General features: G+C 42.0%; 16 protein-coding genes. 3 read left to right on the plus strand and 13 right to left on the minus strand.

Annotated features, from left to right (window positions below; translation table 11 throughout):
- Nucleotides 1-26: 26 nt before the first annotated feature.
- From narI to ABE954_RS19480, 5 genes are all read right to left on the minus strand, one after another.
- The gene (gene narI / locus ABE954_RS19460; protein WP_042845582.1) at nt 27-704 is read right to left on the minus strand and encodes a respiratory nitrate reductase subunit gamma; all 678 of its coding nucleotides are present in this window, start codon (nt 702-704) and stop codon (nt 27-29) included.
- Nucleotides 701-1,423, minus strand: coding sequence for a nitrate reductase molybdenum cofactor assembly chaperone (gene narJ, locus ABE954_RS19465; RefSeq protein ID WP_048605970.1), 723 nt, complete (start codon nt 1,421-1,423; stop codon nt 701-703). The genes narI and narJ overlap by 4 nt, the downstream gene beginning before the upstream one ends.
- Complete coding sequence (gene narH, locus ABE954_RS19470) at nt 1,420-2,961, minus strand: nitrate reductase subunit beta (RefSeq protein WP_129466499.1); 1,542 nt, start codon at nt 2,959-2,961, stop codon at nt 1,420-1,422. The genes narJ and narH overlap by 4 nt, the downstream gene beginning before the upstream one ends.
- Nucleotides 2,961-6,722 carry a nitrate reductase subunit alpha gene (locus tag ABE954_RS19475; protein WP_129466501.1) on the minus strand — a complete coding sequence of 1,254 codons (3,762 nt, stop codon included), beginning with the start codon at nt 6,720-6,722 and terminating at the stop codon, nt 2,961-2,963. The genes narH and ABE954_RS19475 overlap by 1 nt, the downstream gene beginning before the upstream one ends.
- Nucleotides 6,723-6,791: 69 nt before the next feature.
- On the minus strand, nt 6,792-8,195 hold the full coding sequence (locus tag ABE954_RS19480; protein WP_042845590.1) for a NarK family nitrate/nitrite MFS transporter: 1,404 nt from the start codon (nt 8,193-8,195) through the stop codon (nt 6,792-6,794).
- Nucleotides 8,196-8,526: 331 nt separating this feature from the next.
- Here ABE954_RS19480 and narX point away from each other — a divergent pair, with 331 nt between their 5' ends.
- Together narX and narL are read left to right on the plus strand one after the other, a co-directional pair.
- Nucleotides 8,527-10,254: a nitrate/nitrite two-component system sensor histidine kinase NarX gene (gene narX / locus ABE954_RS19485; protein WP_048605964.1), complete on the plus strand. Its 1,728-nt coding sequence runs from the start codon at nt 8,527-8,529 to the stop codon at nt 10,252-10,254.
- A 21-nt stretch (nt 10,255-10,275) separates the two neighbouring features.
- Entirely contained in the window at nt 10,276-10,932 is a 657-nt protein-coding gene (narL, locus tag ABE954_RS19490) for a two-component system response regulator NarL (RefSeq protein ID WP_042845594.1), read from the plus strand.
- 12 nt (nt 10,933-10,944) lie between these two features.
- On the opposite strand, the gene ABE954_RS19495 is transcribed toward narL, so the two are convergent.
- The 7 genes from ABE954_RS19495 to ABE954_RS19525 all read right to left on the minus strand — a co-directional run bounded on the left by ABE954_RS19495 (nt 10,945) and on the right by ABE954_RS19525 (nt 19,885).
- On the minus strand, nt 10,945-12,099 hold the full coding sequence (locus tag ABE954_RS19495; protein ID WP_042845596.1) for a sugar diacid recognition domain-containing protein: 1,155 nt from the start codon (nt 12,097-12,099) through the stop codon (nt 10,945-10,947).
- A 14-nt stretch (nt 12,100-12,113) separates the two neighbouring features.
- A complete protein-coding gene (locus ABE954_RS19500; RefSeq protein ID WP_042845597.1) occupies nt 12,114-13,277 on the minus strand; it encodes a glycerate kinase in 1,164 nt (387 codons plus the stop codon).
- A 33-nt stretch (nt 13,278-13,310) separates the two neighbouring features.
- Nucleotides 13,311-14,651 (minus strand): MFS transporter, encoded by a 1,341-nt coding sequence (locus ABE954_RS19505; RefSeq protein ID WP_071548650.1) that lies wholly within the window; start codon nt 14,649-14,651, stop codon nt 13,311-13,313.
- A gap of 121 nt (nt 14,652-14,772) precedes the next feature.
- Nucleotides 14,773-15,957, minus strand: a complete 1,185-nt coding sequence (locus ABE954_RS19510; protein ID WP_071548651.1) for a thiolase family protein — start codon at nt 15,955-15,957, stop codon at nt 14,773-14,775.
- Nucleotides 15,958-15,965: 8 nt separating this feature from the next.
- Nucleotides 15,966-16,703, minus strand: coding sequence for a 3-oxoacyl-ACP reductase FabG (gene fabG / locus ABE954_RS19515; RefSeq protein WP_048605961.1), 738 nt, complete (start codon nt 16,701-16,703; stop codon nt 15,966-15,968).
- Between the two features lie 26 nt (nt 16,704-16,729).
- Nucleotides 16,730-18,298 carry an acyl CoA:acetate/3-ketoacid CoA transferase gene (locus tag ABE954_RS19520; protein WP_042845603.1) on the minus strand — a complete coding sequence of 523 codons (1,569 nt, stop codon included), beginning with the start codon at nt 18,296-18,298 and terminating at the stop codon, nt 16,730-16,732.
- A gap of 69 nt (nt 18,299-18,367) precedes the next feature.
- Nucleotides 18,368-19,885: a class I adenylate-forming enzyme family protein gene (locus tag ABE954_RS19525; RefSeq protein ID WP_129466507.1), complete on the minus strand. Its 1,518-nt coding sequence runs from the start codon at nt 19,883-19,885 to the stop codon at nt 18,368-18,370.
- Between the two features lie 486 nt (nt 19,886-20,371).
- Between ABE954_RS19525 and yghU the strand changes: the two genes are divergently transcribed.
- Nucleotides 20,372-21,214 carry a glutathione-dependent disulfide-bond oxidoreductase gene (gene yghU / locus ABE954_RS19530; protein WP_210787000.1) on the plus strand — a complete coding sequence of 281 codons (843 nt, stop codon included), beginning with the start codon at nt 20,372-20,374 and terminating at the stop codon, nt 21,212-21,214.
- Nucleotides 21,215-21,271: 57 nt separating this feature from the next.
- On the opposite strand, the gene ABE954_RS19535 is transcribed toward yghU, so the two are convergent.
- Complete coding sequence (locus ABE954_RS19535; protein WP_166685001.1) at nt 21,272-22,933, minus strand: iron ABC transporter permease; 1,662 nt, start codon at nt 22,931-22,933, stop codon at nt 21,272-21,274.
- Between the last annotated feature and the right edge of the window lie 45 nt (nt 22,934-22,978).

Consider the following 22,978-nt stretch of genomic DNA (forward strand, 5'->3'; position numbering starts at 1 on the left):
GGTTCACATCCTTGTGAAGCCTGAACTTAATGGCGATTTCTCACCAATTGATACCGACGAGTCAGGTATTCGATAGGTGCACTCCAAATGTGCACTAAACGGCAGAATGGGAAGAGTAAAAATATCGTCATCCCCAACACAATATGCAGCTTGAACACGATACCAACGCCTTCAAGGTAATTTGAAGCCCCCCAATGGAATGTCACAATGGACTGCGCCCATCCCACAAGTTTCAACATCTCGCTACCATCCATATGTTGCGCTGAAAATGGAATAGTCAGTAACCCTAAACACACTTGTACCACTAGCAACACCATAATCATGATGTCACCAAAAGAAGATGTTGCGCGAATACGAGGGTTAGTCAATCGGCGTTTCAATAGCATCGCGCCACCAATTAACATCATCACACCTGCAGCGCCCCCACCAATCATCGCCATTAATTGCTTTATATGCATTGGCAAGAAAGATTCATACATCCAATGTGGGGTTAACATCCCTAAAAAGTGCCCTGCGAAAATACCAATAATACCCACGTGGAATAAATTTGATGCTAAGCGCATGTTTTTCTTATCGAGCATTTGGCTAGAACCTGCTCGCCACGTATATTGCCCATAGTCATAACGCAACCAACTACCCACAATAAACACTGTACCAGCAATATATGGATAGATGTCGAAGAAAAATTGATTGAGAAAATTCATTTTTGCACTCCTACATGGCTGCTAGAGCCGAGATCCAAGTATTGTGGGGTGACGGCATTGGCAAAACGATGTTGATGGGCAGTAACTTCCCCACCACAGTTTTTTTCATCAGCAAAAAATTTCACTTGCTCCTCTTCCCAAACTGCATCCAGTGCTTGTGGAGTATCATCACGCGCTTCCAAAGCCACTTTTTCGGTTAATTGCTCGGTGGCAATTTCACTATTTGATAATTCGAGTAATACTTCAAACAATGTGGCAAAACGACTTTCACGTTGCTTCAGCCTTGCACCAAGGAGCGCTAAAATAGGGGCGATATCCTGTAAACCGCCAACGGTCTCTGTTGTGGGTAAGACCGTGAGATACTCCAAATAAATAGGTAAATGATCAGGAAGTTCGCGGCAATCAATCTGTAAACCATATTGTTGATATTGCGCCATTAAATCGACCATAGCTTGGCCACGGTCACGAGACTCGCCATGAACATGCTCAAATAACAATAATGATGTTGCCCGGCCTCTATCAAATAATTCACAATATTGCGCCTGCATATCCAACAATTCTTCATTAAGATATTCACGTACAAACATCATCAATTGGATCGCCCGAGTTATCGGTAATTCATCTGCTTGTTCTAATGCCTCAATCAGTTCATCACGATGTAACCAAAGCGCCTCTGAAGGGTATTCTAATAAACGAGAAATCACTTTTAACGTCATCATAGTGCTTTCTCCTGTGTTGTTTTTGGTGTGATATCAATGGCATCAATACGTTTACTGTTAAACAGATTTGTTTTGCTATCACTACCATGGCAACCGTCACCAAAGCTAAAACCACAAGCTTTAGCTTCAGGGAAAGCTTCACGTGCTAATTCACGGTGACTAGATGGGATCACAAAACGGTCTTCATAATTCGCAATCGCCAAATAACGGTACATTTCTTGAGCCTGTGATTCAGTTAAACCCACTTGCTCTAGTGCACTAGTATCACATTGGTTTTCAACGGTTTCTGCACGTTTATAATGGCGCATCGCCAACATCCGTTTCAGTGCTAATAATACCGGCTCGGTGTCCCCCGCCGTTAATAAATTGGCAAGGTACTGCACAGGAATGCGCAAGCTTTCTACATCGGGTAATACCCCATTACTTGCCAATAGCCCTGAATCTGCAACAGATTGAATGGGTGACAAAGGCGGCACATACCAAACCATCGGCAATGTACGATATTCAGGGTGTAATGGCAGTGCCAACTTCCATTCCATTGCCATTTTGTACACTGGGGATTTTTGTGCAGCTTCAATCACGCTCAATGGTATCCCTTGTTTTTCAGCCTCAGCAATCACTTGCGGATCATGGGGATCTAAGAAAACATCCAACTGGCTTTGATAAAGATCGGTCTCTTTTTCCACACTAGCTGCTGACTCAATTTTATCTGCGTCATATAACAACACGCCTAAATAACGGATGCGACCAACACAGGTTTCAGAGCAAACAGTTGGCATCCCAGACTCAATGCGTGGATAACAAAAAATACATTTTTCTGACTTACCGCTTTTCCAATTGAAATAGATTTTTTTATATGGGCAACCGGTTAAACACATACGCCAGCCGCGGCATTTATCTTGATCAATCAGTACAATGCCATCCTCAGAACGCTTATAAATGGCACCGCTTGGGCACGTGGCCACACAAGTAGGGTTCAAACAGTGTTCACAAAGACGAGGTAAATACATCATGAAGGTATTTTCAAACTGCCCATACATTTCCTTCTGAATGTGCTCAAAGTTTTTATCTTGTGCACGTTTAGAAAACTCGCCTCCCAGATCATCCTCCCAATTGGGACCCATTTTTACATTGCTCATTCGCTCGCCCGTGATCAAAGAGCGCGGACGTGCCGTTGGCACATGTTTACCTTCTTTCGCATTTTTTAAATGGCCATAGTCATAATCAAATGGCTCATAATAATCATCTAATGCAGGGACATCGGGATTGGCAAAAATTTTGGATAAAACCCCAACTTTGTTACCCATTCGCGGCACTAATTTACCTTTGATAGTACGGATCCAACCGCCTTTCCATTTGTCCTGATCTTCCCAATTATGGGGATAACCAATACCCGGTTTAGTTTCGACATTATTAAACCAAGCGTATTCAACACCTTCGCGGCTGGTCCACACGTTTTTACAGGTCACTGAACAAGTGTGACAACCAATACACTTATCAAGGTTTAATACCATGCCGACTTGAGAACGAATTTTCATTATGCTTTCTCCTTTCCGCTCAAGGTCTGCTGGTAGTCATCACCTTCACCATCCAGCCAGTCAACCTGTTTCATTTTACGAACAACCACAAATTCATCACGATTAGAACCCACGGTTCCGTAGTAATTAAAGCTATAAGCAAGGTGCGCATAGCCGCCGATCATATGGGTCGGTTTCGGGCAAACACGCGTGACAGAGTTATGAATTCCGCCACGTTGAGCCGTAATTTCAGACCCGGGTAAGTTGATCAACCGTTCTTGGGCGTGATACATCATGATCATGCCATCAGGAATACGTTGGCTAACGATCGCTTTGGCGGTTAATGCACCATTACTGTTAAACGCTTCAATCCAATCGTTATCTTCAACACCCAGTTCGCGGGCATCTTCTTCGCTAAGCCAAACCACTGGCCCACCACGCCCTAATGTCAACATCAATAAATTGTCACTATAAGTTGAGTGGATACCCCATTTTTGGTGCGGAGTTAAGAAATTCAGTGCTTTTTCAGGGAAGCCATTAGGCTTTTTGCCCATTAATGGCTGAGCCGCCCGCGTATCAATTGGTGGGCGATACACGACGAGGCTTTCCCCGAAAGCACGCATCCATTCATGGTCTTGATAAAGTTGTTGGCGACCACTTAGCGTACGCCAAGGGATCATTTCATGAACATTGGTATAGCAAGCATTGTAAGACACATGTTCATCTTCTAAGCCTGACCATGTGGGGCTGGAAATAATTTTACGTGGTTGTGCAACAATATCGCGAAAACGGATTTTTTCATCTTCTTTATAACGCGCTAAATGAGTGTGGTCACGCCCAGTCACCTTACCTAACGCATCCCACGCTTTCACTGCAACTTGCCCATTGGTTTCCGGCGCTAAGGTTAGAATGACCTCTGCGGCATCAATTGCCGTTTCAATTTTAGGGCGGCCTTGATTTGCACCTTCTGGCTGGGTTTTATTTAATTTTTTCAGGAAATCAATTTCATCTTGTGTATTCCAATTGATGCCTTTACCCCCATTACCCAATTTATCCATGAGTGGGCCAAGAGAGGTAAAGCGTGCATAAGTACTTGGATAATCACGTTCAACACACATAATATGCGGTGCTGTTTTACCTGGGATCAGGTCACACTGGCCTTTTTTCCAATCTTTAACATCCAAAGCTTGGGCCATTTCTGCCGCACTATCGTGCTGAATAGGCAGAGTCACCACATCGATTTCCTGACCTAAATGCCCCTCACTAACCGCCGAGAAGGCTTTAGCAATACCCTTATAGATTTCCCAATCGCTTTTTGATTCCCAAGCTGGGTCAACAGCAGCTGACAACGGATGAATAAACGGATGCATATCTGATGTATTCATATCGTCTTTTTCATACCACGTCGCTGTAGGGAGAATGACATCAGAAAATAAGCAAGTACTCGACATTCTGAAATCTAATGTCACAACAAGGTCAACTTTTCCTTCAGCAGCTTTATCTTGCCATTCAACTTCTTGTGGTTTTACGCCACCTTGTTGACCTAAGTCTTTGCCTTGAATACCGTTTTCAGTTCCCAATAAATATTTCAATAAATATTCATGACCTTTCCCAGCAGAACCAAGTAAGTTAGAGCGCCAAATAAACAAGTTGCGAGGGAAATTTTGTGAGTCATCCGGTTGTTCCGAAGCAAAGCGGATCTTTCCTTCTTTCAACTGGTTAACAGTAAAATCAACGGGAGAAAGCCCCGCTTCTTGTGCTTGTTTGGCAATCTTCAGTGGGTTCACATTCAACTGGGGTGCTGAGGGTAGCCAGCCCATACGTTCGGCACGTACGTTCATATCCACCAAGCTACCATTAAAGGCTTTTTTATCTGCTAAAGGCGATAATAATTCCTCAGTACTTACCGTTTCATAGCGCCATTGGCTTGAGTGATTATAGAAAAATGACGTGCTGTTCATATGGCGTGGTGGACGCTGCCAATCAAGTCCAAATGCTAATGGCAACCAACCTGTTTGTGGACGTAATTTTTCCTGCCCAACATAATGTGACCAGCCGCCGCCGCTTTGCCCAACACAACCACAGAAGATCAACATGTTGATAATCGCACGGTAGGTCATATCCATGTGATACCAATGGTTAATCCCTGCCCCCACAATCACCATCGCACGGCCATGGGTTTTCTCAGCGGTATCTGCAAATTCACGGGCAATACGAATAATGTTTTGGCGGCTAACACCGGTGACTTTTTCCGCCCAAGCAGGTGAATAGGCTTTCATATCATCGTAATCAACTGCACAGTTTTCATCACCAAACCCGCGGTCGATACCATAGTTAGCAAGCATCAAATCATAGACACTGGTCACCAAAGACTCACGACCATCGGACAGCTGAATACGTTTCGCGGGTAATTTGTGCAGTAAGACGTCTTTCAGTTCAACGCTTTGGAAATGTTCACTTTCTAAACCACCAAAATACGGGAACCCTACATTCACCAACTCATCATGCATATCTGCAAGGCTAAGTTTCATTTTAATGTCATGAGCATCTTGCCCTGCCCTAGGTTCTAGATTCCATTTCTGACTACCATCCCAACGAAACCCCATCGACCCTTGTGGTGCACACAATTCGCCTGTTTCTTCATCAAAGGCGATAGTTTTCCATTCGGCGTTTTTTTCTTCTCCCAAAGAATCAACTAAGTCAGATGCTCGCAGCATCCGGCCTGCCACATAAGAGCCATCATCACGTTTATCGAGCATAACCAGCATTGGCATATCCGTATATGTGCGTATATATTCACGGAAATACTCGGCTTCACGCTTGACATGGAATTCATTGAGGATCACATGCCCCATCGCCATTGCCATGGCGCTATCTGTCCCTTGTTTCGGGTTCAACCAATGGTCACATAATTTGGCAATTTCCGCGTAGTCTGGCGTCACTGCGACCGTTTTTGTTCCTTTATAACGTACTTCTGCAAAGAAATGGGCATCTGGGGTCCGAGTTTGCGGAACATTAGATCCCCAAGCAATAATATAAGACGAGTTATACCAGTCAGCGGATTCTGGTACGTCTGTTTGTTCACCCCACGTCATGGGGGATGCAGGCGGCAAGTCACAGTACCAGTCGTAGAAGCTCAAACATGCACCACCGATCAACGATAAATAGCGCGCTCCCGACGCGTAAGAAACCATTGACATCGCAGGTATTGGAGAGAACCCGACAATGCGATCGGGACCAAACTCCTTGATAGTTGCCACATTTGCTGCGGCAATCAGTTCATTCACCTCTTGCCAACTTGAACGCACAAAGCCCCCGCGTCCCCTCGCCTGCTTATAGCTTTGCGCCTTTTGCGGATCACTGATGATAGAAAGCCATGCATTGACAGGGTCTTGATGTTCAGCTTTTGCTTCGCGCCACAGTTTAAGTAAGCGCTTACGCATCATCGGATATTTCACGCGATTAGCACTATATAAATACCATGAATAGCTCGCGCCACGCGGGCAGCCTCTTGGTTCATGGTCGGGTAGATCTGGGCGAGTGCGAGGATAATCAGTTTGTTGCGTTTCCCACGTGACAAGACCATTTTTGACGTAAATTTTCCAACTGCAAGAACCTGTGCAGTTAACGCCATGAGTAGAGCGCACCACTTTATCGTGCTGCCAACGGCTACGATAACCATTTTCCCAGTCACGGTTTACGTTTAACTCTTGGCCGTGTTCACCTGAGAAGGTATCACCTAATTGCTTGAAATAACGAAATCTATCTAAAAACTTGCTCATTCGGATTGCCTCCAAAGAGACGGCGACTCGCGCCGTACATTGCTTAAAATTAATCTTTATTGCTTGTTATTATTTATGTGTACGCCCATAAACTAGCCAGGTGATAAACACACAGGAAAGATAAAACACAAAGAACACTTTCATTGCATCGGCGGGAGACCCAGTCAACGTTAAGGAGGTCCCAAACGCTTTTGGAATAAAGAAACCACCGATGGCGCCTATTGCTGAGATAAAACCCAATGCTGCGGCACTTTCTGTTACTGCTTCTTTTTGTGCTTCTTGCTCTGAAGCACCTCGGGCAATGGCTTTATCCATAGTTAATTTACGAAAGACCACGGCTATCATTTGAAAAGTAGAGCCACTGCCTAACCCAGCGGTTAAAAACAGCACCATAAACACCCCATAAAAAGCACCAAAAGAACCACCTTGTCCGTTTTCAGGCAGGGTGAAAAATAGCAAGCCAGAGAAAATCGCCATCACAATAAAGTTAAGGAAAGTCACTTTGACTCCACCAAAGCGGTCTGACAGCATGCCGCCTAATGGACGAGCTAATGCACCAAGGAAAGGGCCAAAAAAGGCAAATTTGAGGATAATAATGTCGGGAAACTGGGTTTTAGAAAGCATGGCAAAACCAGCAGAAAAACCGATAAATGAACCGAAGGTAGAAAGATACAACAGGCTCAAAATCCATAAATGGCCGCGTTTAAGCACTGGCAATTGCTGTTTTAATGACGCTTTATTCGCCGCTAAATCATTCATGCCAAACCATGCCATCACTGTAAATAACAATAAAAATGGCACCCAAACCCAAGCGGCATTTTCTAGCCATAAGGTTGAACCATCGGGCTGTAATGCCCCAGTTCCACCCGCAAAGGCAAAAACACCCACCCCGACGATAAATGGTGCTACCAATTGCATTACGCTTACACCTAAGTTACCTAACCCCCCATTCAGACCTAGTGCTCCTCCTTGACGTGCTTTTGGGAAAAAGAAACTGATATTCGCCATGCTCGATGCGAAATTAGCCCCAGCAAAACCACAAAGAAGGGAAATAATGACAAATATTTGATAAGGCGTAGTTGGGTCTTGGATAGCGTAGCCAAGCCAAATACAAGGGATCACCAAAAATAGCGTACTAATGGCTGTCCAGCGTCGCCCACCAAAAATAGGAATAACAAAAGAATAAGGTACTCGTAATAAAGCCCCTGACACTGAAGGCAATGCTGTTAATAAAAATAATTGGTCAGTGGTAAAGTTAAAACCCACTTTGTTTAAATTCACTGCAACGGCACTAAATAACATCCAGACGCAAAATGCGAGCAACAAACAAGGGATAGAAATCCACAAATTACGCTCTGCAATTCGTTTTCCTGTTTGCTGCCAAAATTGCGTTTCTTCAGGACGCCAGTCCTGAATAACACTATTGGCATTTTGCTGTGCAACTCCACTATTAACATTATCTCGTTGAGACATAAATCACCCCGATAAACACAATTTCTTATCGCAGTGTGTGGCGAATATGTCGCCGCGAAGCTGATCTAAATCAAGACAGATTTAAATCAAATTTTGTGCGTTTTTTGGATAAACCACCAGAGGAGTATGGGGAGTACAACCATTTAATCATTTGAATTAAATAAATAAAATTCGTTAAATGGCCGTTTTTACTGTTTGAATTTAGGCGAAATGACTCAGCGGGATATTAAGGAGTAACACCGAAGTGGCATATTCAATTTTGCACAATAGAGGAACAATACCCACGTTATAGAAAAGAATGAATAACCAAATAAAAAGGAACGAATTATTTATGCCAACGACTTATCACCGATTTTCAATCATTAACCAAGTCATCGGGTTAATGCTATTGATTGCCGTACTCGGTATTATTGGCATGGCTATTTCTAATAGCATGATTACCAGCGTTCAAGGAAATGCTCACGCAATTAATAAATCAGGCGCATTACGAATGCAAAGTTACCATTTGCTTTCTCTCACCCCATTAACCCCATATTCCGATACCTATTTAAACGAACTCGAAAACAACTTATTAAGCCAGGAATTAACTCAAGTGATCGAGGTAGAAAATTTAACAGACCAATTTACTCAGCTTTATCATTATTGGGAAACAAATTTAAAACCCGCACTTATTAATGCAACGTCACCAAATGATGCCCGCTTTGAAGTCATTACGTTTGTTAATAAACTCGACGAGTTAGTCCGTAATATTGATGAAAAAACAGAGAGAAAAATAACTTATGTCTCAATAACACAAATGGTTTTTATTGCCCTCGTCGCATTTCTACTTTTGCTTACCATATGCCATCTTAGAAAAAAAATTTACTACCCTTGGCTGAAACTATTAAATATGGTCAATGCCATTAGCCATAAGGACTTTAGTCAGCGTTTTTCTGCGGGTAAAAAACAAGATGAATTAAGCTCCCTTGGGCAAACTTTAAACCAAATGTCAGACGAGTTAGCACAAAGTTACCACCAGCTAGAATCACGTGTCGAAGAAAAAACTGCCGATCTCCAAAGTAAAAACAAAGTGCTACTGTATTTGTATCAATCTAATCGCATATTACATTCCATTGAACCATTAGCAAACCGATTAGAAAAAGTCTTGGTTGAACTCAAGAACCTAACACCATTACAAAATATTAGTTTACGATTATATGAAGAAGATAATGACCGTTGCTTTCATGAATTCCATTGTGGCGGCCTTCTATCACCAGAAACCATACAACCTACAACAATAATGTCTTGGGATATCTCCGATAACTTACACCGTTACGGTGTGATATTGGCGGAGATCGCAATAGATCAGCAATTATCTGATGAACAAAATAATTTAGTTCTCATGCTAGTAAAGCAAATCGCGGGTATGTTAGCGATGGAGCACCAACTAGAACAACAGCAACAATTGCTCATTATGGATGAACGTTCCGCTATCGCAAGAGAACTGCATGATTCTATTGCCCAATCATTATCTTGTTTAAAAATGCAAATTAGCTACCTGCAAATGCAACCCGGACCACTCCCCAAACAGCATCAAGATTTACTTCATGAAATGCGCAATGAAATTAACTCGGCTTATAGCCAATTACGTGAATTACTCACAACCTTTAGGTTAAAACTAACAGAGCCTGGGTTACTGCCCTCTTTAGAGAGCACCATTCAAGAATTTAGCCAACGCATTGGTTTTGACATTGGTTTAAATTATCAGATCCCAGCAAAAAGTATTTCACCACATCAAGCTATCCATATTATACAAATAATTCGAGAAGCCTTGAGTAATATCCTAAAGCACGCTAATGCTAATTGGTCTCAGGTTTCATTAGTCGAAAATGCAGGGTTAATTACGGTAATGATTGAAGATAATGGGGAAGGCATTCAACTTCAGCCTGCAAAAAATAATCATTATGGGCTGATTATTATGAGAGAAAGAGCCCTAAGCTTAAACGGGGAATATTCTATTACCCCAAGAGCTCAAGGGGGAACCATTGTTAATGTCATATTCCCTGTGAGTGTGTCTTAACCAAATTGGAGCAACTCGTTCATGAAAAATAAAAATACCACCATTGGGCAATCCACCATTTTACTTATTGATGACCACCCAATGCTACGTAACGGAGTTAAGCAATTAATCAGTTTAGAGCCCACATTACGGGTAATTGGTGAAGCTGATGACGGGGTGACAGGTATTAAAATTGCCGAAGAACAAGACCCTGACTTAATTTTATTAGACCTCAATATGCCCGGTATGAATGGTTTTGAAGTACTTGATGATTTGCGTAGCCGAGAACTTTCTGGCCGAATTATATTGTTTACTGTCTCAAACTACAGCGAAGACTTAATTAATGCTTTAAAGCGGGGGGCGGACGGTTACTTATTAAAAGATATGGAACCTGAAAAACTGATTGTTGCCTTAAAAGAAGCCGCCAGCGGTAAAATGGTAGTTAGCCCTACTCTTGCCACCGTATTAGCTGAATCATTAAGAGACAATCGAACCTCTGCGGACCATAATTTGTCGTCGTTGACCCCAAGAGAAACCCGTATTTTAAACTTAATAGCACAAGGCCTTTCAAATAAACTGATCGCTAATAAATTGCAAATCACAGAAAGTACAGTAAAAGTACATGTAAAACATTTATTGAAAAAACTAAATTTAAAGTCACGGGTCGAAGCTGCAATATTTGTTTTACAGCAAAAATAATGCCCATTGAGATCAAGTTAACGCATCCAACCATGGCTGTTGTTTCGGATAACGCCGACGATAGCCATGCATAGCAACAGACAGTTGAATAAGGTCAGTAAACTTTGTCGGGTCTAAGCCTGTTTGCTTTTTAATTTGTTGTAATCGATAACTTAATGTATTTCTATGAATACCTAACTGTTGCGCCGTGCTGCCAACCTCGCCATTTTGCGATAAAAATAACTCTAGGGTTTCAAGCAAGATATCCCCCGAGTCATGTAATAATATTTTATTGCAAATATCTAAGAAAAAATTAAATAAATAGCTATTCTCCAACTCATTAAATAAACACAGAGAGGCCATTTCTTTAAATAAAAAAACTTGTTTCTCAGGAACTGTTAACCGCCCTACATCAATGACTGAACGTGCGAAATGAACAGCATCTCTCACATGTTCTTCCGTATCAGCTTGAACCCCAACACCAATATAGTACTGGCTAAGTTGACTATCTAAAATAAAATGTAGATGAGAAATAAAGGATTCGTTTTTATAAAATGTTGATGGAAATAACATCAAAATTTCACGGCTATTTAATAGTAATACATCACTTTTTTCCATTGCTGACAATTCAGTAATAATGGAATCCAGAATTTCTGGCCGATATTGAATCGCTTCGATATTAATAATGACCGGGATTGTAGGCAACGAAAATGAAAAACCCGAATTGTGTAATTTCAATAAAGCACTACGACCTTGCATTGGCGTAGTGCTTTCAATAAATTGCACAAATAGCATATCACGTAAACGATGTTGCCAATTAATACTACGCCGCTCAATTTCCTGTTTAATTAATAACTCTGCTGTGAGTATTGCTAATTCGGCATAACGTTGAATAATAACCGGGTCACCACTGACACCAATCACTAATTCAACGTTATCTGCCACCATAATTGGATGATTAATACCAGGCGCGACATTGGAATAGCGACTCGCCTCATTTTCATTATAAATGGTGATCCGTTTACCACAGCGAATAACTTCCACCGCGACTTCATGAGTCTCACCAATACGTTTTTTTTCACCTGAGGCGATAATTACACCCTGACTATTAATCACATTGACGTTGTGATGGATTATCCCCATTGCACGAGTGACAATATCATTAGCTAATTTTTCAGTCAGTAGCATATTACCGCCTCATCTTAATGTTTTATTTGCTTACTATGGCTAGATAATACAGTACGTAACAAATTTTCAGCCGTATCAGCTAAATAACGTTCTCCATTAACCATTGCCTGCTCAAGGGAAACTGGCCCCGGACAAAGTGACCACATGGCAGTGATACCATGTTGATATAAAATACGGCTATCTTCACTGTACCCCCCACATAGTGCGATTGTTGGTACCCCATAATGACTTGCCATACGAGCGACACCAACAGGAGCTTTACCATTGGCACTTTGGCTATCAAGCCGCCCTTCCCCAACGATAACAAGGTCGGCTTGCTGAATATACGACTCCGCACCAAGTAGCCCCAACACCAAGTCGATCCCCTTCTCAAGCTTAGCGGAAACAAACCAACGTAGCCCAGCCCCTAATCCGCCAGCAGCGCCGCTCCCCGCATCCAATGAAAAATCCTTCCCTGTAATTTTTGTCATTAATTGAGCGTAATGAGCCATGCCTAGCTCAAGCTTATCTAACATCGCTTTATCAGCGCCTTTTTGTGAGCCATAAATATAGGTTGCGCCATTTTTACCTAATAATGGGTTTTCAACATCACAAGAAACATTAAATTCGACATCCGCTACACGAGGATCGAATTTATCAAAGTTAATCTTTGCGATATTTATCAAATTTTCGCCATTAATGGGAAATTCGATAAGCTGTTGGTCATTATCATAAAACTCTGCGCCTAAAGCTTGTGCAAAACCCGCACCACCATCATTAGTTGCACTTCCACCAATACCGATAATAATGCGTGTGCACCCTAAATCGAGTGCATGTTTTACCATTTCACCTAAGCCATAAGTCGACGCTTTTTCAACTTGACGATGTTCTGCTTGAACCAGTTCTAAACCACAACATTGCGCCATTTCAATAAAGGCCGTCTTTCCTTCTAATACTAATAATCGTGCATCAACCTTACTTCCATATGGGCCAGTACAATTAAAAGTATAAGGTGTGACACCTGATAATACTGGGCTGTGCTCTAGTGACTCCAACAAACCTTCTCCACCATCAGAGATAGGTAATAACGTCACATCCAACTCGGAGGATACACGCTCGAAACCCTCTGCAACAGCCTGACACGCAAGCTGTGCTGAACAACTTCCTTTAAAGGAATCAAGTGCGATAACAATTTTCATGCAGACTTTCCTATTGTAAATGGCGATGTTGTATTACTTTACTTGTATTGAGGTAGTAGCTTCCACTTTTGCACTATCCCCTATACTACCAGTATTGACCCGTGAGGCGATAATGGTGCCGATAACAAGTAAACCAACACCAAACCATAATCCAGATGTAGCAGTACCAGTATAGTCCTCAAAAAATCCGAGAATAAATGGGCCAAGAAAACCACCAAATAACCCCAGACAATTTAACAATGCCAAGCTACCTGCCAGCATACTGCCACTCATATAGGTTGGTGGAAGCGAGAAAATAATAGATTGGACAACAAAAAACATAAATGCGGTTAAACAGAATCCAATTAAACCGACAACAGGCCCGCCCATAGCGCCAATCACTAGTCCGATAGCCATAACGGCATAACCTGAAATTAAAATGCGCGATGAACGACGAGGTGTATTGGCTTTTCTTGCCACAAAAATGCCACCAATCGCTGCTGAGATCCAAGGTATAGCTGTTAACAACCCAATTTGAATTGGTGTTAACTTGCCATATTCTCCAATAATTGTTGGTAAGAAATAACTTAAGCCATAAACTGAAAATTGATGAGTAAAATAAATTGCGACAATCATCATGAAGGCTTTATTTTTAAATGCTGCCATCAGTGAAAATTTACTATTACTCACACTAATACTGTTTTTATCTTGTTCATGTTTATATTTAATATAATTGCGATCATCCTCATCTAACCATTTTGCATCTTCAGGTTTATTGGGTAAAACAAACCAGACAACAAAAGCTAAGATCACCGCAGGTAAACCTTCAATAACAAACATCCATTGCCAACCATGGAAACCTAATAAGCCATCCATACTTAATAATAAGCCACTTAACGGCGCACCGATAATATTGGCTAAACAGACACCAAGTAAAAATAGCCCTGTTGCTTTGGCACGCTCTTCTTGGCTAAACCAATATGTCATATACAAGATAACACCGGGATATAACCCTGCTTCAGCCGCACCAAGTAATAAGCGTAAAATATAAAATGAGGTAGGCCCGGTCACAAATGCCATCGCAGCAGATAATAACCCCCAAGTGATCATGATCCGTGTGATCCAAAACCGCGCTCCCACTTTTTCCATAATCAAATTACTTGGGATCTCAAGAATCGAGTAGGTCAGAAAGAACAGCCCTGCACCAATACCGAATGCAGTTGCTGACAGCCCTAAGTCAATTGACATGGCGTGCTTTGCCATCCCAATATTTGTTCGGTCAATAAAACTAATAATATAAGCTAAGATCAGTAAAGGCATCAGGTTGCGATATATCTTTGCGTTCGTTTTTTTACCCTGCGCAACATAATCTAAATTTGCATTTGTAGAAAACATAGATAAGATCCTCATGTTGTGGTGAAACAGGTATAGTTCTTCGTCATAAGTGACTTACCTGTTGTTATTACTTCAGCAACAGCCCGACGCCCCACGTCGGGCTTTCTGCTTGCAATATTTCTTATTCTTTTTCAAACAACATTGATATCCCTTGACCACCACCGATACACATGGTCACTAGCCCAGTAGAAACCTGACGACGCTCCATTTCGTACATTAATTTTACAGGTAGGATTGCTCCACTAGCGCCAACAGGGTGACCAAGGGCAATTGCGCCGCCATTCACATTGACTCGAGAACTGTCTAACGACAAATCATTCATCACTGCGATTGCTTGTGCGGCAAAAGCTTCATTTAACTCAATAAGGTCAATATCTTTGACGTCCATCTTGAGTTTATCCATCAAGCGGCGTGTTGCAGGTGCTGGGCCAAACCCCATAATGGCAGCCTCACAGCCCGCAACGGCCCAATCAACCACTTTCATTCTAGGTTTCAAACCCCGTTTTTCAGCTTCTTCGCGTCGCATCATGACTAACGCAGCGGCTCCATCATTAATCCCTGATGAATTAGCCGCAGTAATCACGCCATCTGCCTTAAATGCGGGACGTAATTTGGCAAGCTTCTCACGTGGTGTATCGCGCGGGTGTTCATCCGTATCAAAAATACGCGTTCCCTTACGCCCTTCTGCGATTTCAACTGGCAAAATTTGCGTTTGAAAATAGCCTTCTTCAATGGCTTTCAATGCTTTTTGCTGACTGTTCCATGCGAAATCATCCATTTCTTCACGGGAAATATGAAATTGCTCGGCCACATTTTCTGCGGTCATACCATTATGATATGGGCCTTCAGGCCAAGTAAGAATTGACGTTAAGCCATCTTCTAAAACATCATTCCCCATGCGATAACCGTAACGCGCTTTGCGCAGGTAATAAGGCAGCATGGTCATATTTTCTGTACCACAAGCCACAACCACATCTGATTGACCAGTTTGTAACAACATCATGCCATCAGCTAACGCTTGTAACCCTGAACCACATTGGCGATTAACAGAATACGCGGTCGTTTCTTTTGGTAAGCCTGCTCGCAATTGGCAAATACGGGCAATAAACCCACTTTCTGCAATTTGCCCCACATTCCCCACAATCACTTCATTAACATCTTCAGGGGCGATCCCTGCACGCTTTACCGCTTCACGAATAACTAACGCACCTAAATCATGTTGGTGAGTGTTCGCAAAGCTACCACCCATCGTCCCAATTGCCGTTCTCACACCACTTACAATCACAATGTCATTTGCTTGTTTCATATTTCCTCCTACAGCACCATGCCGCCGCCAACATTAATCACTTCGCCATTGATATAACGCGCTTTATCGGAAGCCAAAAATGCCACACATTGGCCGACATCACGCGGGTCGCCTGCAAAGCCTGCTGGAATTTTACTGATCATGATGTCCCACACTTTTTCGGGAACACCACGAGTCATATCGGTATCAATAAACCCTGGGCAAATCGCATTCACAGTGACCCCTTTACGTGCCAATTCGCGGCAGGCCGTTTTCGTTAGGCCAATGACACCTGCTTTCGATGCCGCATAATTTGCCTGCCCAACATTCCCTAACCAGCTTGCAGATGAAATATTTACAATGCGTCCGCTGCCTTGTTCGCGCATGAGTTTTGCAGCCTCTTGCATGCAATTAAACGTACCTTTTAGATTGATATCGATAACTTTATCCCAATCATCATCGGTTAATTTATGCAGCATGCCATCACGATTTATCCCTGCGTTATTGACCAATACATCAATGGTGCCAAAATGTTCTTTTGTCTTTAAAAACAACTCATTAACCTGGTCACGCTTCGATATATCGCATGGGATGAAAACAGCTTCATAACCCTTTTCTTGTAATTGCTTCGCACTTTCTTCGCCAGAGGACATCGAAAGGTCAGATATCACCACTTTTGCACCTTCTTCTGCCAATACTTGTGCAATGGCAAACCCTATCCCTCTCGCTGATCCTGTAACAATGGCAACTTTATTTTTGACTAACATGCGTAAATCCCTCTTTAATATTGAGACTATAAATATGAAATCAGATCAAAAGGCGCTTCTTTAAATAATGAAGAGCACATCACTTTTAAATCAGGGGAGATTTCTGGTACAAAATCCATATGAGCAAGAATGTCACGCTCAAGGTCAATTCCCGGGGCGATTTCTACTAACACAGGGACTTTCTCACCCAAGGTAAATACCGCACGCTCCGTGACAAAATGCATAGTTTGGTTAATCTGACGCGCCACATCTGCGTTCCAAGAAATCTGCCTAACGTTATCCACCAACTTGCGGATATCACCTTCACGAATAATCTTTAACTGCCCATTTTCACAACGAATATCTAACCCTTTAGCCGTAAATGTTGAGCAAAAAACGACGTGACGAGCATTCTGCGTGATATCGATAAACCCACCTGCACCCGGGCAAATATTGCCAAGCAAAGTAGCATTAACATGGCCACTGGCATCCATTTCCCCCGCGCCCATATAGGTGATATCTACCCCTGCACCGTTGTAATACAACATTTGGTCTTGGTGGCTGATCATGGCAGAAAGGTTGCGGCCAATACCAAAATCGATTCCCCCCGCTTGAACACCGCCCCAAATACCAGATTCCACAGTGATATCTACGCGTTTGGTCGCATTTTCTTCTTGGATAATTGAACCGATCACATCGTTAGGTATCCCTGTTCCTAAGTTGATCACACAGTTTTCCGTGAGATAACGGCAAGCAATGCGCCCGATCAACTTACGAATATCAAGAGGTAACGGCGTGGTTTGCTGCACTGGCGTTCGAATATCGCCGCACAATGTGGGATCAAAGAACCAACTTGAGGACTGACGATGATCTTCTTCAGGGTTATCACAAACCACAATATGGTCAATAAAACTGGCTGGAACAGTGACACGCTTCGGGTGCAAAGTCCCCTCTTCAACACAATACTTCACCTGAGCAATGACTTTCCCACCAAAGCGTTTTGCCGCTAAAACAGCATGCAATACCTCCAACGACATGGCTTCTTCATCTGTGGTCAAATTACCTTTAGTATCCGCATGTGTACCGCGGATCACGACAACATCCAATGGAATTTCGGGATACCATAACCACGCTTCCCCTTTGAAATTAACTTTCTCCACAAGGGACGGAAGCGCTAATGTTTTCGCATTCATTCTTCCCCCCTCTAAGTCAGGGTCGATAAAAGTCCCTAGCCCAACTTTGGACAAGCGCCCCGGTAGACCAGCCGCCATCGCACCATATAAATGCACCATCTGCCCTTGAGGAAGGCAGTAAGCCTCAACCTGATTATCGTTGATCATCTGCATCCAGCGAGGGGCTAACCCCCAATGTGAACCAATAATGCGTTTCACCATTCCTTGATGAGCAAAATGTTGATTACCCCGAATACGGTTACATTGCCCTGCCGCATGGACTAAAGTTAATTGTTTTGGAGAGCCTTCAGATAAAAAACGTTGCTCAATTGCCGATAAAATAGATTCAGCAGCACTCGTTAAGGTCATTCCCACAGTACAAACTGTATCGCCATCATTAATTAATTTAGCGGCTTCCTGTTTAGAGATAAATTTATTATTCATGATAAAAACCTGCCTAAAGGCTAATATTTCGTAGCCTTTTATTTGATTAATTAAAAACTAATTTAGATGTTAGTTATTTAAAGAGTAATATCGTTTTTTCAAATCTTTTTTACTTATTTTCCCATTCCAAGTTCTAGGGAAATTACGTGTAAATATAATTTTCACAGGAACTTTATAATTTGGAACCCGCTCCTTTAGCCATTCAATAACTTCTTTACTGGTTAAACACACTTGCATTTCTGGAATAATAAATGCGATCGGTTCTTCACCATAAATTGCGCTTTCTATAGGGATAACAGCAACCTCATTGACACCAGGGTAATTAGAAATAAGGTCCTCCATTTCAATGGAATATATTTTTTCACCACCTCGGTTAATCATATCTTTGATTCTATCTTGAATATAAAGATAGCCCTCATCATCCATATAACCGATGTCCCCAGTAAAAAACCAACCATCTTTAAATGAAGATTTATTCGCAGGGCAATCAGGCCAATAACGCTGGATCACAACATCCCCTTTAACCCAGATATTACCGGTACTATTTGCGGGTTGATCATCACCTTTTTCATTACGGATCGCCACTTGAATCCCCGGTACCGGCGTACCAGAACTTGCTTTTTTATTACTGCTACGAATATCGTCACGGTAAACTGTTGCAGGAGACGATGTTTCCGTTAAGCCATATATAGAATGAATAGATGTCTTTGAAAAAATATATGATAATTCTTTAATTGTGCCTTCATTTAAATGGCCCGCACCACATGCAATCATTCGCAATGTATTAAATCTTTCTAAATTGATACTTTTATTTTCTTTTATTTTTTGAATTAATAATATAAATACTGTTGGTGAACCATGTAAAAATGTTATATTCGACTTCGCAATTGTGGAAATAATCTCTTGTGCATTAAATTTTTTATGTAGATAAATTGTCCCACCAATATGAATAAATAAGGCTAAAATAGCTGAAAGCCCTGTAATGTGGTAAATAGGCACAGCAAGTATTGTTTTATCTTTCTCAGATAACTGTAATGTTTCCTGATATGCATATATTGCAGATAATATATTTTTATGGGTAATAACAGCACCTTTAGGGGCACCCGTTGTACCTGAAGTAAAAATAATTACAGCAGGGTCATCATTGTCAACCTGATTAATAAAGTTAATTTCATCAGTTAATGTTAAGGCACGCCATTGTGAAAGGCTCATACCTTTTACACTTAATGGAGCTAACCAAGGTTGATAACTGTCATCCCAAAAAATTGCCTTCGCATTGATATTCAGTACATGTTCTTTTCCTTCAAACTCTTTCATTTTAGTACTTAAAGGAATAACTTGCAGCCCTAACCCCACAGCAGCATAAAATAATTGGCAGAATTCAATGGTATTTCCCCAACCTAATACAATGCGGTCACCTTTATTCAATTGCAAACTGGATGTTAACCAATGCATCGTTTGGTTTACTTTAACCAGTAGCTGGTGATAACTCCAATTTTGCTCTTCAAATACAATGGCTATAGCATCTGGTTGTATTTTTGCTCTATTTAATAAGCTTTGATAAATATTTGAATTTGATGCAAGCATGAGACACTCCAACACAACTGAATATGGCTGATATACTATCAATGTATAAAATGCCACCTCATAAATTAGTGCCAATGTTCACATATTGTTCACACCTTTTTTTTATTTAAGTTAGCTATCTGCACAATCGGTTTGTTAATTATTTTTTACTTAAGTGCCTTTTTTGGCGTTAAAGATGATGATAAATTGAACTATTTGACTTTGGGTATGATTTTCAAACCTCAGTCTTAAGTATATTCATCCCATTTATTGACTCGCTATTGTGCGCATGAACAATCCCCCCACCTAAAGGTAATCTTTGTGTAAATGACTAACTGACTTTCTTAGGTGGCTATTTCATGCATTCTGTGCGGTTCAAGCACCTCCCGCAGTAAAATACGATAAAAAGGTGGCGAATTCATCGCAGATTGCTACAGTGAAGATCATTCAACATAAGATTATTGAAGAGAAAAATCGCCCCCTTTAAAACGGTTAAGGAGATAACTCATGGCAAACTCCCCTTATGTTCCCCCTAAAGTCTGGCAATGGGAACAAGGCAATGGTGGAAAATTCGCGAATATAAACCGCCCAATTTCTGGTGCTACTCACGAAAAGGCATTACCTGTAGGTAAGCACCCACTACAGCTATATTCCTTAGGAACGCCGAACGGACAAAAAGTCACTATCATGTTAGAGGAGCTACTAGCCCTTGGCATTAAAGAGGCTGAATACGACGCTTGGCTAATTAATATTGGTGATGGCGACCAATTTAGTTCTGGTTTTGTTGAAGTTAACCCTAACTCAAAAATTCCCGCATTAGTAGATAGAAGTGGCGAAGAACCTATTAGAGTATTTGAGTCAGGTTCGATTCTGACGTATTTAGCCGAAAAATTTTCTGCGTTATTACCGACAACCCAACCAGAGCGTGCCGAAACCTTCTCATGGCTATTTTGGCAAATGGGTTCAGCGCCTTTCGCAGGTGGCGGTTTTGGGCATTTCTATGCCTATGCTCCTGAAAAATTCGAATACCCAATTAACCGTTTTGCGATGGAAACCAAGCGCCAACTCGATGTATTAGACAAGCGCTTAGCCAACCATAAATATGTCGCCGGTGACAGCTATACGATTGCAGATATTGCAATTTGGCCATGGTATGGTGCTCTAGTAAAAGGCTGGTTATACGATGCGGCTGAGTTTTTATCTGTCCATGAATATAAAAATGTTATTCGTTGGGCCGATGAAGTTTATGCACGCCCAGCCGTGCAACGTGGACGCCGAGTGAACCGTCTACAAGGTGACCCGGCACAACAAGTCCGCGAACGCCACGATGCGAGTGATATTAGCGAGTAATGTATTAAATGACCCTTAAGCGCAAGTAAGCACTCACAAACTTACTTGCGCTTAATTTTATGACTTTCTGCTATATCGCTGTTCTACCCATTGTGCGCACAGCATTAAGCTTAAGCTAATTAATACCGCCAAACAGGCCATTGCCATCCCACTACCTATCGAGCCTTGTTCAAACTGACGCCAAACAAAAATAGATACGGTTTGCATACCCGCTGGGGCTAGCAATAATGAAGAAACTAACTCTCGAGAAGCCACGGCAAAAACTAACATCATGGCTGCGACTAAACTCGGTAATACCAACGGGAAAAGTACCAAACGTAATGTCGTGATAGCTGAAGCACCATGTACCCTTGCAGCATCCGTTAAACTTCCGCCGATTTGGGTTAATGCGGCACTGCAATAACGTACAGGGTAAGGAAGAAGCAAACAACTATAGGCAAGTAGTAAGATCCCCCATGTATGATAGGGTGTTATAGGCCAAAAGGGCTGGTTCCAAGCCAAAATCATCCCTACCGCAATAACAATGCCAGGAATAGAAATTGGCAGTAAAGAAAGCGCATCGATAACAGCAGCACCACGAATACGTTGTGATACAACGATCCAAGCCGATAAGAAACCTAATATCCCTGTCAATATTGCTGTTACAGTCGCTAAAGAAACGCTGGTCAACAATGCTGAAAGAGCCTCTGTTTGCGAGTCAATTAGCCCTGAGAAATGCCTTAACGTCAGGTTATCCCAAGCCAATCCACCTGAAACCGTGGCGGAAAATGCAGTACCAAACATCGCTAATAAAGGCATTCCCACCGCCAAAAAAGCAGTAAATGTAAATATCCCAACAACTGGCCAACGCCAGCCACCTAACGAGCGAGTCACTTGTGCTGCCGCTTTTCCTGTCGTCGTGACAACATTTTTCCCAGAAACAATAGAACGCTGTAAGGTATAAGCCAAAATTGCCATACTCGCCAGCACCAGTGATAACGATGCTGCACCGGGTAAATCAATTGGCCAATCCGCTAAGCGTTGTTCAATATCCGTCGTTAATACTCGAATACCATTAGGCGCACCAATTGCTGCTGGGATACCGTATTCTTCAATCGCTAGAGTAAAAATGAGTAGTAACCCAGCGGCAATCGATGGTAATGATAACGGCAACGTCACTTTAAAAAAGGCCTGCCAAGGGGTAGCGCCATGAACCTGAGCCACATCAGCAAGTCTATTACCATTCGCAGCCATGCTTCTCGATACGGCAAAATATAATACGGGGAATAAATTTAAAGCCATAATCCCCATCATGCCACCTAATGAGAAAATAGCACTTCCTGGGCTCAGACCAAAAAGCTGCTGAGAATAGCCATTGGGTTGCAGAGTTAACATCCATGATAACCCCGCAATATAAGGTGGTATCAAAAAAGGGATTAGAAACAGTAAATCCCAGCCTTTTGCGAAAGGGATATTAAATAAGCCTCGTAGTGCCCCTAAAGGGATAGCAATCATTGCGCTGATGGCAGCGACCCCACCACCTAACAACAAAGTATTTTGCAATAACAGTGGAAGCTCTGGCTCATTCAGTAAATGAATAATTGGTTCGAATGGTTGTTCAAATATTCCCTGCCCTAATTGGGGGAAAACCGCCTGTAAAATAATGAAGCTCAAAGGGATCACGACTAAAATGATTAATGCAATGAGCACCAATAAAGGTAAAAAACGAATTTTTATCATTAGAAACAACACTCCTGCCGGGTATTATGCATACCCAGCGGTTTG

This window comes from Providencia sp. TYF-12, from assembly GCF_041344805.1.
GTDB classification, from domain to species: domain Bacteria; phylum Pseudomonadota; class Gammaproteobacteria; order Enterobacterales; family Enterobacteriaceae; genus Providencia; species Providencia huashanensis.

Coding starts and splice junctions, on each gene's coding strand:
- narX (WP_048605964.1), top strand. CDS start 8,527: ATGCCAACGACTTATCACCGATTTTCAATCATTAACCAAGTCATCGGG.
- ABE954_RS19535 (WP_166685001.1), bottom strand. CDS start 22,933: ATGATAAAAATTCGTTTTTTACCTTTATTGGTGCTCATTGCATTAATC.
- ABE954_RS19520 (WP_042845603.1), bottom strand. CDS start 18,298: ATGAATAATAAATTTATCTCTAAACAGGAAGCCGCTAAATTAATTAAT.
- ABE954_RS19525 (WP_129466507.1), bottom strand. CDS start 19,885: ATGCTTGCATCAAATTCAAATATTTATCAAAGCTTATTAAATAGAGCA.
- ABE954_RS19480 (WP_042845590.1), bottom strand. CDS start 8,195: ATGTCTCAACGAGATAATGTTAATAGTGGAGTTGCACAGCAAAATGCC.
- yghU (WP_210787000.1), top strand. CDS start 20,372: ATGGCAAACTCCCCTTATGTTCCCCCTAAAGTCTGGCAATGGGAACAA.
- narH (WP_129466499.1), bottom strand. CDS start 2,961: ATGAAAATTCGTTCTCAAGTCGGCATGGTATTAAACCTTGATAAGTGT.
- ABE954_RS19475 (WP_129466501.1), bottom strand. CDS start 6,722: ATGAGCAAGTTTTTAGATAGATTTCGTTATTTCAAGCAATTAGGTGAT.
- fabG (WP_048605961.1), bottom strand. CDS start 16,703: ATGTTAGTCAAAAATAAAGTTGCCATTGTTACAGGATCAGCGAGAGGG.
- ABE954_RS19495 (WP_042845596.1), bottom strand. CDS start 12,099: ATGCTACTGACTGAAAAATTAGCTAATGATATTGTCACTCGTGCAATG.
- narJ (WP_048605970.1), bottom strand. CDS start 1,423: ATGATGACGTTAAAAGTGATTTCTCGTTTATTAGAATACCCTTCAGAG.
- narL (WP_042845594.1), top strand. CDS start 10,276: ATGAAAAATAAAAATACCACCATTGGGCAATCCACCATTTTACTTATT.
- ABE954_RS19500 (WP_042845597.1), bottom strand. CDS start 13,277: ATGAAAATTGTTATCGCACTTGATTCCTTTAAAGGAAGTTGTTCAGCA.
- narI (WP_042845582.1), bottom strand. CDS start 704: ATGAATTTTCTCAATCAATTTTTCTTCGACATCTATCCATATATTGCT.
- ABE954_RS19510 (WP_071548651.1), bottom strand. CDS start 15,957: ATGAAACAAGCAAATGACATTGTGATTGTAAGTGGTGTGAGAACGGCA.
- ABE954_RS19505 (WP_071548650.1), bottom strand. CDS start 14,651: ATGTTTTCTACAAATGCAAATTTAGATTATGTTGCGCAGGGTAAAAAA.